Source organism: Pseudomonas sp. LBUM1668, from assembly GCF_059695715.1.
Genome location: NZ_CP166787.1, coordinates 4,213,294 through 4,228,586, shown reverse-complemented (window position 1 = coordinate 4,228,586; position 15,293 = coordinate 4,213,294). Strand labels below are relative to the sequence as shown.

General features: G+C 59.2%; 13 protein-coding genes. 10 read left to right on the top strand and 3 right to left on the bottom strand.

Translation table 11 applies throughout. The annotated features are described in order from the left end of the window. Positions 1-180: 180 nt before the first annotated feature. Positions 181-1,695, top strand: a complete 1,515-nt coding sequence (gene pap, locus ACA061_RS19030) for a polyphosphate:AMP phosphotransferase (RefSeq protein ID WP_497299835.1) — start codon at positions 181-183, stop codon at positions 1,693-1,695. A 103-nt stretch (positions 1,696-1,798) separates the two neighbouring features. After that, entirely contained in the window at positions 1,799-2,983 is a 1,185-nt protein-coding gene (locus ACA061_RS19025; RefSeq protein ID WP_497299834.1) for a thiolase family protein, read from the top strand. Between the two features lie 123 nt (positions 2,984-3,106). On the opposite strand, the gene ACA061_RS19020 is transcribed toward ACA061_RS19025, so the two are convergent. Continuing rightward, positions 3,107-3,301, bottom strand: a complete 195-nt coding sequence (locus ACA061_RS19020; RefSeq protein ID WP_042560379.1) for a DUF6316 family protein — start codon at positions 3,299-3,301, stop codon at positions 3,107-3,109. A 213-nt stretch (positions 3,302-3,514) separates the two neighbouring features. On the opposite strand from ACA061_RS19020, the gene ACA061_RS19015 reads away from it, so the two are divergent. Beyond that, positions 3,515-4,468 carry a DMT family transporter gene (locus ACA061_RS19015; protein ID WP_150603284.1) on the top strand — a complete coding sequence of 318 codons (954 nt, stop codon included), beginning with the start codon at positions 3,515-3,517 and terminating at the stop codon, positions 4,466-4,468. An 87-nt stretch (positions 4,469-4,555) separates the two neighbouring features. On the opposite strand, the gene ACA061_RS19010 is transcribed toward ACA061_RS19015, so the two are convergent. Beyond that, entirely contained in the window at positions 4,556-5,950 is a 1,395-nt protein-coding gene (locus ACA061_RS19010; RefSeq protein WP_150603285.1) for a class II fumarate hydratase, read from the bottom strand. Positions 5,951-6,144: 194 nt separating this feature from the next. Here ACA061_RS19010 and ACA061_RS19005 point away from each other — a divergent pair, with 194 nt between their 5' ends. The 7 genes from ACA061_RS19005 to ACA061_RS18975 all read left to right on the top strand — a co-directional run bounded on the left by ACA061_RS19005 (position 6,145) and on the right by ACA061_RS18975 (position 14,167). Continuing rightward, a complete protein-coding gene (locus ACA061_RS19005) occupies positions 6,145-6,660 on the top strand; it encodes a DUF2059 domain-containing protein (protein WP_042560377.1) in 516 nt (171 codons plus the stop codon). A 12-nt stretch (positions 6,661-6,672) separates the two neighbouring features. Beyond that, entirely contained in the window at positions 6,673-6,972 is a 300-nt protein-coding gene (locus ACA061_RS19000; protein WP_150603287.1) for a BolA family protein, read from the top strand. 294 nt (positions 6,973-7,266) lie between these two features. Beyond that, the gene (gene trhO / locus ACA061_RS18995) at positions 7,267-8,208 is read left to right on the top strand and encodes an oxygen-dependent tRNA uridine(34) hydroxylase TrhO (RefSeq protein WP_150603288.1); all 942 of its coding nucleotides are present in this window, start codon (positions 7,267-7,269) and stop codon (positions 8,206-8,208) included. Positions 8,209-8,243: 35 nt separating this feature from the next. Further along, positions 8,244-8,846 carry a DsbA family protein gene (locus ACA061_RS18990; RefSeq protein ID WP_210554165.1) on the top strand — a complete coding sequence of 201 codons (603 nt, stop codon included), beginning with the start codon at positions 8,244-8,246 and terminating at the stop codon, positions 8,844-8,846. Beyond that, entirely contained in the window at positions 8,839-10,665 is a 1,827-nt protein-coding gene (locus ACA061_RS18985) for an ABC transporter ATP-binding protein (RefSeq protein ID WP_497299833.1), read from the top strand. Before ACA061_RS18990 ends, ACA061_RS18985 begins: the two co-directional genes overlap by 8 nt. A 201-nt stretch (positions 10,666-10,866) precedes the next feature. Beyond that, positions 10,867-13,326, top strand: coding sequence for an EAL domain-containing protein (locus ACA061_RS18980; RefSeq protein ID WP_497299832.1), 2,460 nt, complete (start codon positions 10,867-10,869; stop codon positions 13,324-13,326). Between the two features lie 79 nt (positions 13,327-13,405). Further along, on the top strand, positions 13,406-14,167 hold the full coding sequence (locus ACA061_RS18975) for an iron-containing redox enzyme family protein (RefSeq protein ID WP_215731397.1): 762 nt from the start codon (positions 13,406-13,408) through the stop codon (positions 14,165-14,167). A 137-nt stretch (positions 14,168-14,304) separates the two neighbouring features. Here ACA061_RS18975 and ACA061_RS18970 read toward each other — a convergent pair whose 3' ends face one another. After that, a complete protein-coding gene (locus tag ACA061_RS18970) occupies positions 14,305-15,231 on the bottom strand; it encodes a GGDEF domain-containing protein (RefSeq protein ID WP_497299830.1) in 927 nt (308 codons plus the stop codon). Between the last annotated feature and the right edge of the window lie 62 nt (positions 15,232-15,293).

Here is a 15,293-nt window from a genome sequence, read left to right as displayed (position 1 = left end):
TGGTTTGACTGAAGTAACCGGGTTGAATGGTTTGGGGACTGCTGCGCAGTCCATCGGGGATAAATCCCCTCGCCACAGGTTTCTTATTCACAAAAGTATCTGTGTGTGATCCTCGGGAATTTGTGCCCTGTAGCCGTGCCCAATCCGCTAGTCTTGCTGAATTCTGGAAGGAGCCGTCCTATGTTTGAATCCGCTGAAATCGGTCATGCCATCGACAAAGATACCTACGAGGCTGCCGTCCCTGCGCTGCGTGAAGCACTGCTCGAAGCCCAGTTCGAACTGCAGCAGCAAAAGCGTTTCCCGGTGATCGTTTTGATCAACGGCATCGAAGGTGCGGGCAAGGGCGAGACGGTCAAGTTGCTCAACGAGTGGATGGACCCGCGACTGATCGAGGTGCGCACCTTCGACCAGCAGACCGATGAAGAGCTGGCGCGTCCACCGGCGTGGCGCTACTGGCGGATGCTGCCGGCCAAGGGGCGGATGGGGATTTTCTTCGGCAACTGGTACAGCCAGATGCTTCAGGGCCGGGTTCATGGTTTGTTCAAGGACCCGCGGCTGGATCAGGCGATCGCCGGCGCCGAGCGTCTGGAAAAGATGCTCTGCGATGAAGGCGCGCTGATTTTCAAGTTCTGGTTTCACCTGTCCAAAAAACAAATGAAGGCGCGGCTCAAGGCCCTCGCTGACGATCCGCTGCACAGCTGGCGCATCAGCCCGCTGGACTGGCAGCAATCGCAAACCTACGACAAGTTCGTCAAATACGGCGAGCGTGTGTTGCGCCGCACCAGCCGCGACTATGCGCCGTGGCACGTTATTGAAGGTGTGGATGCCAACTATCGCAGTCTGGCGGTGGGCAAGATTCTCCTTGAAGGTTTGCAAGCGGCTCTGAAGCGTCCGGACGTTCATCCTCACGAAGTCAGCGCCGCGCCGCTGGGCACTGCGGTCGATCAATTAAACCTGCTCGACTGCCTCGACCTGAGCCAACAACTGGACAAGAAAGACTACGAAGAACAATTGATCACCGAGCAGGCACGGCTGTCCGGGCTGATGCGTGACAAGCGCATGCGCCGCCACGCCTTGGTGGCGGTGTTCGAAGGTAACGATGCGGCGGGTAAGGGCGGGGCGATTCGCCGGGTGGCGGCGGCACTCGATCCGCGCCAGTACAGCATCGTACCGATTGCCGCGCCGACCGAAGAAGAGCGCGCGCAACCGTATCTTTGGCGTTTCTGGCGGCATCTGCCGGCGCGGGGCAAGTTCACCGTGTTCGACCGTTCGTGGTACGGCCGGGTTTTGGTGGAGCGCATCGAAGGTTTCTGCCCGCCGGCTGACTGGTTGCGCGCCTATAGCGAGATCAACGACTTCGAAGAGCAGCTCGCCGATGCGGGAGTGATCGTGGTCAAGTTCTGGCTGGCGATCGACAAGGACACGCAAATGGAGCGTTTCCAGGAACGTGAGGAAATCCCCTTCAAGCGTTTCAAAATTACCGAAGACGACTGGCGCAACCGCGACAAGTGGGACGCCTATCGCACCGCAGTGGGCGACATGGTTGATCGCACCAGCACCGAGATCGCGCCGTGGACATTGGTCGAGGCCAATGACAAGCGCTGGGCGCGGGTCAAAGTGTTACGCACGATCAACCTTGCGTTGGAAGAGGCCTTCGAGAAATCCGACAAGAAGGCGAAAAAGCACAAGGACTGAAACGATGGGCACGCATACGCGAGGTGAATGATTGTCGCGGTCGGTAATCGGGTGGACTTATGCTCAGGTCAACTCTCAACCGACAACAGCAATGAGGTATGCCATGCGTGAAGTGGTGATCGTCGACAGCGTACGGACCGGCCTGGCCAAATCCTTTCGCGGCAAGTTCAACCAGACCCGTCCCGATGACATGGCGGCTCATTGCGTCAACGCGCTGCTTGAGCGCAATGACATCGACCCGGCCAGTGTCGAGGATTGCATCGTCGGTGCCGGCTCCAACGAAGGCGCGCAGGGCTACAACATCGGTCGCAACGTCGCGGTGCTCTCGCGTCTGGGCACCGGTACCGCCGGCATGACCCTCAATCGTTTCTGTTCCTCGGGCTTGCAGGCCATTGCGATTGCCGCCAACCAGATCGCTTCTGGCTGCAGCGACATCATCGTCGCGGGCGGCGTCGAATCGATCAGCCTGACGATGAAAAGCGTTAACACCGATCACCTGATCAACCCGCTGCTCAAGCAGCAAACCCCGGGCATCTATTACACGATGGGCCAGACCGCCGAAGTGGTTGCACGTCGTTATGGTGTCAGCCGTGAAGTCCAGGATCGCTACGCCCTGCAAAGTCAGCTGCGCACCGCGCAAGCCCAGGCCGCCGGTTTGTTCGACGATGAAATCGTGCCGATGGCGGTGAAGTATCGCGTTGAGGACAAGAACACGGGCGAGGTGCAGATCCTCGATGGCGTCGTCGAGCGTGACGACTGCAACCGTCCGGACACTACTTATGAAAGCCTCGCCGGGCTTAAACCAGTATTCGCCGAGGACGGTTCGGTGACGGCGGGCAACTCCTCGCAACTGTCCGACGGCGCGTCGATGACGCTGGTGATGAGCCTGGAAAAGGCGCTGCAACTGGGGCTCAAGCCGAAAGCGTTTTTCCGTGGTTTCACCGTGGCCGGTTGCGAGCCGGACGAGATGGGCATCGGCCCGGTGTTCTCGGTGCCGAAACTGCTCAAGGCCAAGGGCTTGCAGGTGGCTGACATCGATTTGTGGGAACTGAATGAGGCGTTTGCCTCGCAGTGCTTGTACAGCCGTGATCGGCTGGAGATCGATAACGACAAATACAACGTCAATGGCGGCTCGATTTCCATCGGTCACCCGTTCGGCATGACCGGGTCGCGGCAGGTCGGGCATCTGGTGCGGGAGTTGCAGCGGCGTAACTTGCGTTACGGCATCGTCACCATGTGCGTGGGCGGCGGGATGGGGGCGACGGGGTTGTTTGAGGCGGTGCGCTGACTCACCGCACCCCTGTAGGAGTTGCGGCACGCTGCGATCTTTTGATCTTGCTCTAATAAAGCCAGAATCGAAAGATCGCAGCCTCGTTTCACTCGAATGCTCCTACACAGGGTCCTGTTCGGATTAGCGGTTGGAATCCTGAAGTTGCATCCGCGCGATGTAAGCCTTGATCTCCTGCTCAGCCTTCTCATGGCTGTCAAACGGCCCCTCAAGGGTATTTTCCCGGGTGCTGAAAAACAGTTCGCCATTGACCCGACACACTCGGTCACTGCGAAAGTGCGTGGCGGGGGCGGGGTCTTGGGCGCGCATGCCTAACATGATCGATCTCCCTGCTGATGCAGCGCTTGGGCTGGATCGAATGAGCTTATGCCTGAACCACTTGGCCCGCCTGACCAGCCGATCAACGGCGTTGCGTCAATTTAATGCTGCGACCTGCACAGTTTCATTAGCGGCCCGACCCTAACTGTCCCTGTGTTGCATCAGGCGCGAAGCCTAGAATGAGCGCTCTAGTCAGCAGGCTTTGGGGTTCACATGCACATTTCATCCGGTCGCTGGGTTTACGGTTTGTTCCTGGCGCTGCTGACCGCATTTCTGTGGGGCATCCTGCCGATCAAACTCAAACAGGTGTTGCTGGTGATGGACCCGGTCACGGTGACCTGGTTTCGTCTGCTGGTGTCCGGCGGCTGCCTGTTCATTTATCTGGCCGCGGTCAAACGCTTGCCGAGCCGCAAGGTGCTCGGGCCCAAGGGCGGCTGGCTGGTGCTGATGGCGGTGCTCGGGCTGGTCGGCAACTATGTGCTGTACCTGATGGGTCTTAACCTGCTCAGCCCCGGCACGGCGCAACTGGTGGTGCAGATGGGCCCGATCATGTTGCTGATCGCCAGTCTGTTTGTGTTCAAAGAGCGCTTCAGCATCGGTCAGGGCGTGGGTCTGGCGGTATTGCTGATCGGTTTCGGGCTGTTTTTCAATCAGCGGCTGGCGGAGTTGCTGACGTCGCTGTCGGATTACACCGCAGGCGTGTTGCTGGTGCTGTTGGCGTCGACGGTCTGGACGTTCTACGCGCTGGGCCAGAAGCAGTTGCTGACGGTGTGGAATTCGCTGCAGGTAATGATGGTGATTTACCTGTTTTGCGCGTTGTTGCTGACACCGTGGGTGCATCCGCTCGAAGCGCTTGAGTTGAGCCCGGTGCAGGGCTGGCTGCTGCTGGCGTGCTGCATGAACACGCTGATTGCCTACGGCGCGTTTGCCGAAGCGCTGGCACATTGGGAGGCCTCGCGTGTCAGTGCGACGCTGGCGATCACGCCGCTGGTGACATTCGTGGCGGTGGCGATTGCGGCCAGGATCTGGCCGGAATACGTGCATGCCGAGCAAATCAATGCGCTGGGGTATGGCGGGGCGGTGCTGGTGGTGCTGGGTTCGGCGCTGGTGGCGTTGGGGCCTTCGTTGCTTGCCGGGCTCAAGGCACGGCGCCTGCGGATGGCTTGAAGGTCAAAAGATCGCAGCCTGCGGCAGCTCCTACAGTTGGAATGCGTTCCCCTGTAGGAGCTGCCGAAGGCTGCGATCTTTTTGCTTCTAGCCTTTGGCGCCAGCCTCGATCATGTTCTCCGGCCGCACCCACGCATCAAACTCTTCATCCGTCAGATAGCCCAACTCCAGCGCCGCTTCGCGCAAGGTCAGCCCTTCGCTGTAAGCCTTCTTGGCGATTTCCGCCGATTTGTCATAACCGATGTGCGGGTTCAATGCCGTCACCAGCATCAAACCGCGCTCCAAGTGCTGGGCCATGACCTGCGCATCCGGCTCGAGTCCTGCGATGCAGTGCTGCTGGAAGTTGCTGCAACCGTCACCCAGCAAGCGGATCGATTGCAGCAGGTTGTGGATGATCACCGGTTTGAACACGTTCAACTGCAAATGGCCCTGGCTCGCGGCAATGCCGATCGACACGTCATTGCCCAGCACCTGACAGGCGAGCATCGACAGCGCTTCACACTGGGTCGGATTGACCTTGCCGGGCATGATCGAGCTACCCGGCTCGTTGGCCGGCAAGCGCACTTCAGCGAAACCTGCGCGTGGGCCGGAGCCAAGCAAACGCAAGTCGTTGGCGATTTTCATCAGGGCCACGGCGAGGGTTTTCAGTGCGCCGGACAGACTGGTCAGCGGTTCATGACCGGCCAGCGCAGCAAATTTGTTTGGCGCGGTGACGAAGGGCAGGCCGGACAGCGCAGCGAGCTCCGCCGCGATTGCCTCGCCAAAGCCGTGCGGCGAATTCAACCCGGTGCCGACGGCGGTACCACCCTGCGCCAGCTCACACACCGCCGGCAGTGCCGCGCGGATCGCGCGCTCGGCGTAATCCAGTTGCGCTATGAAGCCCGACAACTCCTGACCGAAGGTGATCGGCGTCGCGTCCATCATGTGCGTGCGGCCGGTTTTCACCAGTTTCATGTGCCGCGCGGCCAATTCAGCCAAGCCACCTGACAGCTCGGCAATCGATGGCAGCAAATGCTCTTGCACGGCTTTGACCGTGGCGATGCTCATGGCAGTGGGGAAGCAGTCGTTGGAGCTTTGCGAGCGATTGACGTGATCGTTCGGGTGGACCGGGGTCTTGCCGCCGCGTGGATTGCCGGCCAGTTCGTTGGCGCGACCGGCGATCACTTCGTTGACGTTCATGTTGCTTTGGGTGCCGCTGCCGGTCTGCCAGACCACCAGCGGGAACTGGTCGTCGTGCTGGCCGTCGAGGACTTCGTCGGCAGCCTGCTCGATCAAGCGGGCAATATCGGCGGGCAGATCACCGTTGCGGTCGTTGACCCGCGCGGCGGCTTTCTTGATCAGGGCCAGGGCGTGCAGTACCGGCAGCGGCATGCGTTCCTGACCAATGGCGAAGTTGATCAGCGAGCGTTGCGTCTGAGCACCCCAGTATGCGTCGTCCGGGACCTCGATCTGGCCCAGGCTGTCGGTTTCGATACGGCTCATCGTGCACACTCCTGTTGGTCTGTTTGCGCAGTTTAGGCCGGTGTCGGCCCAGGTGGTTCCCTCGAATCGATTGTTGACCGGTAAAACCCCGCCAATCAAGCGCGGCAAGGCTTGGGGGGTTGAGCCGCGATGAATGTTAGGCGCAGAATGGGCGCCCTTGGGGTTTTACCTCGCCTAGCTGAAAAGGAAACTCGATGACTCGTCTTCGTGCCATCTGTACCGCAGTAGCCCTGGTTTGCGCCAGCGGCCAGGCCCTCGCCGATACCGCCAGCCACAACGCCAGTGCCGAAGCTTTCCTGACCCTGGCGCACGCTGACAAACTGGGCACCCCGGTGTACATGCAAGTACAGCAAATGTTTGCCCAGCGTTTTGAGCAGACCAAAGCCCCGGAAGCCAAGAAAGCCGTGCTGGAAACCTATCAGGCCAAGGCTAACGCTGCGCTGGACCAGGCCATCGGCTGGAACAAGCTCAAGCCGGACATGGTCAAGCTCTACACCACCAACTTCAGCGAGTCCGAGCTCAAGGACCTCGTCGCGTTCTACAAGTCGCCACTGGGCAAGAAAGTCCTGGAAAAAATGCCGCAGCTGACTCAGCAATCGGCCCAGATGACTCAGGCCAAGCTGGAAAGCGCCGTGCCGGTGGTCAACAAGCTGCTGGAAGACATGACCAAAGAGCTGGCCCCTGCAGCTCCTGCGGCCAAGAAGAAGTAAGCGGAGTTCGTGATGACCATGCAACAACGCATTGAATCGACGCTGGCGCTGCTTCAGCCTGAACATCTGCAGGTGCTGGATGAAAGCCATATGCACAGTCGTGGGTTACAGACTCACTACAAGGCCGTGGTAGTCAGCGCGCAGTTCGAAGGGCTGAACCGGGTCAAGCGCCACCAGAAAGTCTACGGCACGCTCGGCGAGCTGATGGGCGAGTTCCATGCGTTGGCGCTGCACACTTACACCCCGCAGGAATGGGCAGAGACCGGCGCCGCCCCCGCGTCGCCGACCTGTGCCGGCGGTAGCAAGCACTGATTTGTATGTAACGGGCTTTTTGTGGTGTGGGAGCTTTTGTGGCGAGGGGATTTATCCCCGATCGGCTGCGCAGCAGTCGTAAACCCACAGAATGCGGTATCCCTGAGAGACTGAATTCGCAGGTTTTGGGGCCGCTTCGCAGCCCATCGGGGATAAATCCCCTCGCCACAGAGTTCTCGGCACATCCTATAACGATCCTGTTTTTGCTAGAATCCGCAACGCGCCGCTCACCCGGCGCGTTTTTTTTCGCATCCGGTTCACCCTTTACGAGGGTAGCCACCTGGAGAAATACCCATGACACAACCGATTGTCGTGGCGGCACTGTATAAGTTCGTCACCCTCGAAGATTACGTCAACCTGCGCGAGCCACTGCTGCAAGCGATGGTCGACAACGGCATCAAAGGCACATTGCTGATTGCCGAAGAAGGCATCAACGGCACGGTTTCCGGCACTCGCGAAGGCATCGACGGCCTGCTCGCCTGGCTGAAGAACGACCCGCGCATGATCGACATCGACCACAAAGAGTCGTATTGCGACGACCAGCCGTTCTACCGCACCAAGGTCAAACTGAAGAAAGAGATCGTCACCCTCGGTGTCGATGGCGTCGACCCGAACAAAAAAGTCGGCACCTACGTTGATCCGCAAGACTGGAACGCGTTGATCAGCGACCCTGAAGTGCTGTTGATCGACACACGCAACGATTACGAAGTTTCGATCGGCACCTTCGAAGGCGCCATCGATCCGAAAACCACCAGTTTTCGCGAATTCCCCGACTACATCAAAGCGCACTTCGACCCGGCCGTGCACAAGAAAGTCGCGATGTTCTGCACCGGTGGCATCCGCTGCGAAAAGGCCTCGAGCTACATGCTGGGCGAAGGCTTTGAAGAGGTTTACCACCTCAAGGGCGGCATTCTGAAGTACCTCGAAGAGGTGCCGCAGGAAGAAACCAAGTGGCAGGGCGACTGCTTTGTGTTCGACAACCGTGTGACCGTGCGCCACGACCTCAGCGAAGGCGACTACGATCAATGTCATGCTTGCCGCACACCGATCAGCGTTGAAGATCGCACCTCCGAACACTACGTCGCTGGAGTCAGTTGCCCGCATTGCTGGAACACGCTGAGCGAGAAGACTCGCCGCAGCGCCATTGACCGGCAGAAGCAGATCGAACTGGCCAAGGCCCGCAACCAGCCGCACCCGATCGGCTTTAACTATAAGCAAGCATCTACCGAGGCTTAACCATGTCTGCGCGCCTGCTCTATGTGATGGATCCGATGTGTTCGTGGTGCTGGGGATTTGCTCCGGTGGCCAAGGCACTGGTCGAGCAAGCGCAGGCAGCCGGGGTCGAGCTGCATCTGGTGGTGGGCGGATTGCGCACCGGCAGCGGTTCGGCGCTGGAGCCGAGCACCCGCCGCTACATTCTTGAACACTGGCAAGCGGTCACCGAGGCCACGGGACAGCCGTTCAAGCTTGACGGTGCGTTGCCCGACGGTTTTGTCTACGACACCGAGCCTGCCTGCCGTGCAATTGTCACTGCACGCAGCCTGGCACCGGATTGTGCGTGGAAACTGGTCGGACTGATCCAGCAGGCGTTTTACGCTGAAGGTCGCGATGTCACTCAGGCCAGCGTACTGGTCGAGTTGGCGGAGCAGGCGGGCGTGCCGCGCATCGAATTCGCTGCGTTGTTCGATCATGCCGATCAACACAAAGCCACTCAGGCCGATTTCACCTGGGTGCAGGACCTCGGCATCGCCGGTTTCCCCACGCTGCTCGCCGAACGCAACGGCCAACTGGCGCTGTTGACCAACGGTTACCAGCCGCTCAGTGAACTGTCGCCATTGCTCGGCCGATGGCTGGAGCGCGCAGCCTGTGCCTGACCGGGCCGATGACACGCCAGCCGTAAAGCGTGTCGACCGGCTGAGCTGGGCAGAAGTCCGGCGACTGGCACTCACTCACAAAAAATCCCTGTGGATCGCCAACGGCGTCGCCGTTCTGGCGACGCTGTGCAGCGTGCCGATTCCGTTGCTGCTGCCATTGCTGGTGGACGAAGTGCTGCTCGGCCATGGCGATGCGGCGCTGAAGGTGATGAATCACCTGTTACCGACGATGTGGCAGCAAGCGGCGGGCTATATCGGCCTGATGCTGGTGGTCACCTTGACCCTGCGCTGCGGCGCGTTGGGCTTTGGCGTGTTGCAGTCGCGGCTGTTTGCGCGTCTGGCCAAGGACATCGTCTATCGCATCCGCGTGCGCTTGATCGAACGGCTCAAGCGGATTTCCCTCGCCGAATATGAAAGTCTGGGCAGCGGCACGGTGACCACCCATCTGGTGACCGATCTCGATACCCTCGACAAGTTTGTCGGTGAAACCCTCAGCCGGTTTCTGGTGGCGATGCTGACGCTGGTCGGCACCGCGAGCATCCTGATGTGGATGCACTGGAAACTGGCGCTGCTGATTCTGCTGTTCAACCCGCTGGTGATCTACGCCACGGTGCAGTTGGGCAAACGCGTCAAACACCTGAAGAAACTCGAGAACGACAGCACCGCGCGGTTCACCCAGGCGCTGAGCGAAACCCTCGACTCGATTCAGGAAGTGCGGGCGGGCAACCGTCAGGGTTTCTTCCTCGGCCGGCTCGTGTTGCGTGCGCAGGAAGTGCGTAATTACGCGATCAACTCGCAGTGGAAAACCGACGCCTCCAACCGTGCCAGTGGCCTGCTGTTCCAGTTCGGCATCGACATCTTTCGCGCGGCGGCGATGCTCACCGTGCTGTTCTCCGACCTGTCGATCGGGCAGATGCTCGCGGTGTTCAGTTACTTGTGGTTCATGATCGGCCCGGTGGAACAACTGCTCAACCTGCAATACGCCTACTACGCGGCGGGCGGGGCGCTGGCGCGGATCAACGAACTGCTGGCGCGGGCCGATGAGCCGCAGTATCCGGGTGGCGTCGATCCGTTCAAGGGCCGCGACACCGTGGGCATCGAGGTGCAAGGCCTGAGCTTCGGTTACGGCGATGAACCGGTGCTGGATCAGTTGAATCTGTCCATCGCGCCCGGTGAGAAAGTCGCGATTGTCGGCGCCAGTGGCGGTGGCAAAAGCACCCTGGTGCAATTGCTGCTGGGGCTGTACACGCCGCTGTCCGGGACGATTCGCTTTGGCGGTTCGACCCAGCAGGAAATCGGTCTGGAGACGGTTCGGGAAAACGTCGCGGTGGTGTTGCAGCATCCGGCGTTGTTCAATGACACCGTACGCGCCAACCTGACCATGGGCCGCACGCGCAGCGACGAAGCCTGCTGGCAGGCGCTGGAAATCGCTCAGCTCGAACCCGCCATCCGGGTCTTGCCGGAAGGCCTCGACAGCATTGTTGGGCGTTCCGGTGTGCGCTTGTCTGGTGGACAGCGCCAGCGCCTGGCGATCGCGCGGATGATTCTCGCCGAGCCGAAAGTGGTGATCCTCGACGAGGCCACTTCGGCCCTCGACGCCGCCACCGAATACAACCTGCATCAAGCCATGGCGCGGTTCCTCCATGGCCGCACCACGCTGATCATTGCGCACCGGTTATCGGCAGTGAAGCAGGCGGATCGGGTCTTGGTATTCGATGGCGGACAAGTTGCCGAGGATGGCGATCACCAGCAGTTGATAGCCGACGGCGGGCTGTACGCCAAGTTGTATGGCCATTTGCAGCAGATTCAGCGTCCCTGAGCTTCCAGCCCTTTTTGCCCTCAGTGTGTGAATCTCATTGAGTAAACCTGCTCGGAAAGCCTCTAAAGATCAGTCGGTTGCACGATCAGCGTTGCAGACGGCCAACCTGTCCCTTTGACATATCAAAAATTAGCCTAGGCTGAGCTGTCAGGAGCGGGATTTTACGGTTGTTCATCTGGCAGTACTTGCGCAAGGGATCTCATGGAGCAAAAGCGGACTCTCGGAACGCCACGGTTGTTGGGCATCGTCTGGCCATTTATTGCCGTCGTGTTGTTTCAAGCGTTATTGGGGGGCGTGAGTCTTTACGTGCTGTCGGCCGTTCGCGGTTACGTGGCGGGGGAAAGTCTCTGGTCCAAGGGCCAGAAAGATGCCATCTACTACCTCAATCTGTACGCAGACAGTCGTGACGAAACGATATTCCTCAAGTACCGGACCGCGATTGGCGTCCCTCAGGGCGGTCATCAGCTGCGTCTGGCGCTGGATCGTCAACCGCCGGATCTGGCCGCCGCACGCGAAGGCATTCTGAAGGGTGGCAACCATCCGGACGATGTCTCTAGCGTAATCTGGTTGTACCTCAACTTCCGTCATTTCAGTTACCTGGAGACCGCCATCGACCGCTGGACGGTGGGTGACGCTTATCTGGTCGAGCTGGATGAGCTCGCGCGCGGGATGCACCGCAGTATTTCCGAGAATACCGCCAGCAGTGCCGATATCCTGCGCTGGAAGGCGCAGATCTTTGCGATCAATGATGCCGTGACTCCGGCGGCAAAAGCCTTCAGCGATGCCTTGGGCGAAGGCTCGCGGATGATCCTGCGCCTGTTGCTGGTGATCAACCTGGCCACGGCGCTGGGGCTGATCGTGCTGGCCTTGTTGCGCACCCAGAAATTGCTCAAGCAGCGCCACGCCTTTGCCGAGGCGCTGCAACTGGAAAAGGATCGCGCGCACGTCACGCTGCAATCGATCGGCGATGGCGTGATTACCACCGACGTGACGGGGGCCATCGATTACATGAACCCCGCCGCCGAAGCCATGACCCACTGGAAAGCCGAACATGCCGCCGGTCTGCCGCTGGCGGCGCTGTTCAATTTGCTTGATGACAACGCCCAGGCCGAAGGCCTGGCACTGATCGAGCACATTCTCAGCGGTCAGCTCAGTGGCGGCAGTGAACACTCCAAGCTGATCCAGCGCCTGGACGGCAGTACGTTGTCGGTGACGCTGGTCGGCGCACCGATCCGCAATGCGGGCAAGGTCAGCGGCACGGTGCTGGTGCTGCACGACATGACCCAGGAACGCCAGTACATCGCCAATCTCTCCTGGCAGGCCACCCACGATGCGCTGACGGGGCTGGCCAACCGTCGCGAGTTCGAATATCGCCTGGAGCAGGTGCTGCACAACCTCACGCGGCAGGCGGGGCGGCACGCATTGATGTTCCTCGATCTGGATCAGTTCAAACTGGTCAACGACACCTGCGGCCATGCGGCGGGCGATGAACTGTTGCGACACATCTGCACGCTGCTGCAATCGGGCCTGCGCGAGGGCGATACGCTGGCGCGGCTAGGCGGTGACGAGTTCGGTATTTTGCTGCAGAACTGCGCGCCGGAGGCGGCGGAGAAAATTGCCGATGCGCTGCGCCAGACCGTTCAGAACCTGCACTTTGTCTGGAAAGGGCGGCCATTCCTGACCACCGTCAGCATCGGCCTGGTGCATATCACGCAGACGCCAACGACCCTCGAAACCTCGCTGCGTGCAGCTGATATGGCCTGCTACATGGCCAAGGAAAAGGGCCGCAACCGGGTGCAGGTCTATCACGCCGACGACTCCGAACTGTCGCTGCGCTTCGGTGAAATGGCCTGGGTCCAGCGTTTGCACATGGCGCTGGAAGAAGACCGTTTTTGCCTTTATGCCCAGGAAATCTCCCCCCTGAAACCGAGTGTAGGCAAGGGCGGGCATATTGAAATTCTGCTGCGTCTGCATGATGAAGCCGGGCGAATGATTCTGCCCGACAGTTTCATTCCCGCCGCAGAACGCTATGGCTTGATGACTCAGTTGGATCGCTGGGTAGTGCAAAACGTATTCAAGGTGATTGCTCAATGTATTGCGCAAGAGCATGAAGGTCCTTTAGCGATGTGTGCGATTAATCTGTCAGGCATTACTATAGGAGATGACGCGTTTTTGCACTTTCTGCGCGAGCAGTTTGTTAAGTATTCAATACCGCCTGAAATGATTTGTTTTGAAATTACTGAAACCAGTGCAATTTCAAACTTGGGCAGTGCAATTAGATTTATTAATGAACTCAAAGGCTTAGGTTGCTATTTCTCACTGGATGACTTTTGTGCCGGAATGTCTTCGTTCGCTTATCTGAAACATTTGCCTGTAGACTTCCTGAAGATCGACGGGAGTTTCGTAAAGGATATGCTGGACGACCCGATAAACCGCGCAATGGTCGAAGTGATCAATCACATCGGGCATGTCATGGGTAAACAGACAATTGCCGAGTTTGTTGAAACAACTCAGATCGAACAGGCATTGCTTGAAATTGGTGTGGATTACGCTCAAGGTTATGTTATTGAGCGTCCGCAATTATTTACCTGTGACAGTTTGCAAAGTCGGCCCGCCAGACCGCAACCGCTGTTATTCAAAGCGCCTGGCACGTTCCGTTGAAGTCTCTCGCCGATCCTTACAATCACAAATCAAAAGGAGCCGAACAGTGATCGACACATTCAACCGAACCGGACCACTCATGGAAGCCGCAAGTTATCCAGGCTGGGCACAACAGCTGATAGATGATTGCAGCGAGAGCAAGCGCCGGGTTGTCGAACATGAACTTTACCTGCGCATGCGTGACAACAAACTCAGCGCCAAAACCATGCGCCAGTACCTGATCGGGGGCTGGCCGGTTGTTGAGCAGTTCGCCTTGTACATGGCGCAGAACCTGACCAAAACCAGGTTTGCCCGTCATCCCGGCGAAGACATGGCGCGGCGTTGGCTGATGCGCAACATTCGCGTCGAACTCAATCACGCCGATTACTGGGTGCACTGGAGTCGCGCGCACGGTGTAAGCCTGGAGGATCTTCAAGCCCAGCATGTGCCGCCCGAATTACATGCCTTGAGTCATTGGTGCTGGCATACCAGTTCCGCCGATTCACTGATCGTCGCTATCGCCGCGACCAACTACGCCATCGAGGGCGCGACCGGGGAGTGGTCGGCGCTGGTCTGTTCCGATGGCGTGTACGCCGCGGCATTCCCTGAAGAAGATCGCAAGCGTGCGATGAAGTGGCTGAAGATGCACGCCCAGTACGACGATGCTCACCCATGGGAGGCGCTGGAAATCATCTGCACCCTGGCGGGCATGAACCCGAGCGAGGCCTTGCAGGCCGAATTGCGTCAGGCAATCTGCAAGAGCTACGACTACATGTACCTGTTCCTGGAGCGGTGCATGCAATTGGAAACGTCCGAGCGCTTGCTGGTAAGCCGTGAGCGCAGGGCTGTGCTCGAGAACTGATTGCTCGGTACAACGCAAAAAAATGTAGGAGTGAGCCTGCTCGCGATGGCGGATTGTCAGTCAACATCATTGTTGAATGTCAGACCGCATCGCGAGCAGGCTCACTCCTATAGTTGTTTTAGGGTATCTGAAGGGGCTCAGCCCGCCATTGCCAACCGATTCCGCCCCTCACGCTTGGCCACGTACAGCGCGCTGTCGGCACGGCGCAACAGGCTTTCTGCCGATTCACCCGGTAGCAGGGTGGAGCAACCCAGACTGACCGTCAGCTCGATCAGTTTTCCATCGGCGTAATACTCCGCCGCTTGCGCCGCATAACGCAGGCGCTCGCCGACCATTGCCGCCGCTTCCCTGCTGGTGTTGGACAGCATGATCAGAAACTCTTCCCCGCCATAACGAAAGACCATGTCGACGTTGCGCAGTTGACCCTTGATCGACGCCGCTACGGCTTTAAGCACATCATCGCCTGCGCTGTGGCCGTGACTGTCGTTGACGCGTTTGAAGTGGTCGATATCCAGCATCAACACCGATAGTGGTTGCACATGCCGTCGAGACATCTCGATCTCGCGTTGCAGCGTCTGCTCCATCGCGATGCGATTGCCGGCGCCGGTCAGCGGGTCACGCAACGCGCTCTGGGTGGCCGCTCGGTACAGCAAGGCATTGCGCATCGGGTACAGCAACGACGACAGCAGCGATTCGAGATTGCCCTGATCCTGCTCGTTGAAGCGCTGATTGCGGCGAAATACCACTTCGCCCATGTGCTCGCCTTCGTGGCTCAGGGTGTAGCTGACGGAATGGTGGCCGCGTGCGCCGAACTCCAGGCGCAAGTCGCTGCCCTTGTGCTCGTAGCTCAAGGCGTCCAGCGGCACAAGGCGTTGAACCTCGCGGAAAAACAGACCGAGTATGCGTTGCGGTTCGAGACTGGTTTGCAGTTGCAGGCTCATTTGCTGGCGCAATTGCGTCAGGCTGGTCGGGCGTTCCAGAAGTGGAGGAAGCTGACCAAAGCCCAGGCGTTGCAATTTGGCACTGTCAAAGTCAATTGCATTGGTCTGGGAGGGTGATTTCATGTGGCGTGAGCCCCTAAGCAGTAAGTCTGTCTTACAGGCTGGGTGAGAGCGGCTATGGGCTG

Coding starts and splice junctions, on each gene's coding strand:
- pap (WP_497299835.1), top strand. CDS start 181: ATGTTTGAATCCGCTGAAATCGGTCATGCCATCGACAAAGATACCTAC.
- ACA061_RS19025 (WP_497299834.1), top strand. CDS start 1,799: ATGCGTGAAGTGGTGATCGTCGACAGCGTACGGACCGGCCTGGCCAAA.
- ACA061_RS19020 (WP_042560379.1), bottom strand. CDS start 3,301: ATGTTAGGCATGCGCGCCCAAGACCCCGCCCCCGCCACGCACTTTCGC.
- ACA061_RS19015 (WP_150603284.1), top strand. CDS start 3,515: ATGCACATTTCATCCGGTCGCTGGGTTTACGGTTTGTTCCTGGCGCTG.
- ACA061_RS19010 (WP_150603285.1), bottom strand. CDS start 5,950: ATGAGCCGTATCGAAACCGACAGCCTGGGCCAGATCGAGGTCCCGGAC.
- ACA061_RS19005 (WP_042560377.1), top strand. CDS start 6,145: ATGACTCGTCTTCGTGCCATCTGTACCGCAGTAGCCCTGGTTTGCGCC.
- ACA061_RS19000 (WP_150603287.1), top strand. CDS start 6,673: ATGACCATGCAACAACGCATTGAATCGACGCTGGCGCTGCTTCAGCCT.
- trhO (WP_150603288.1), top strand. CDS start 7,267: ATGACACAACCGATTGTCGTGGCGGCACTGTATAAGTTCGTCACCCTC.
- ACA061_RS18990 (WP_210554165.1), top strand. CDS start 8,244: ATGTGTTCGTGGTGCTGGGGATTTGCTCCGGTGGCCAAGGCACTGGTC.
- ACA061_RS18980 (WP_497299832.1), top strand. CDS start 10,867: ATGGAGCAAAAGCGGACTCTCGGAACGCCACGGTTGTTGGGCATCGTC.
- ACA061_RS18975 (WP_215731397.1), top strand. CDS start 13,406: ATGGAAGCCGCAAGTTATCCAGGCTGGGCACAACAGCTGATAGATGAT.
- ACA061_RS18970 (WP_497299830.1), bottom strand. CDS start 15,231: ATGAAATCACCCTCCCAGACCAATGCAATTGACTTTGACAGTGCCAAA.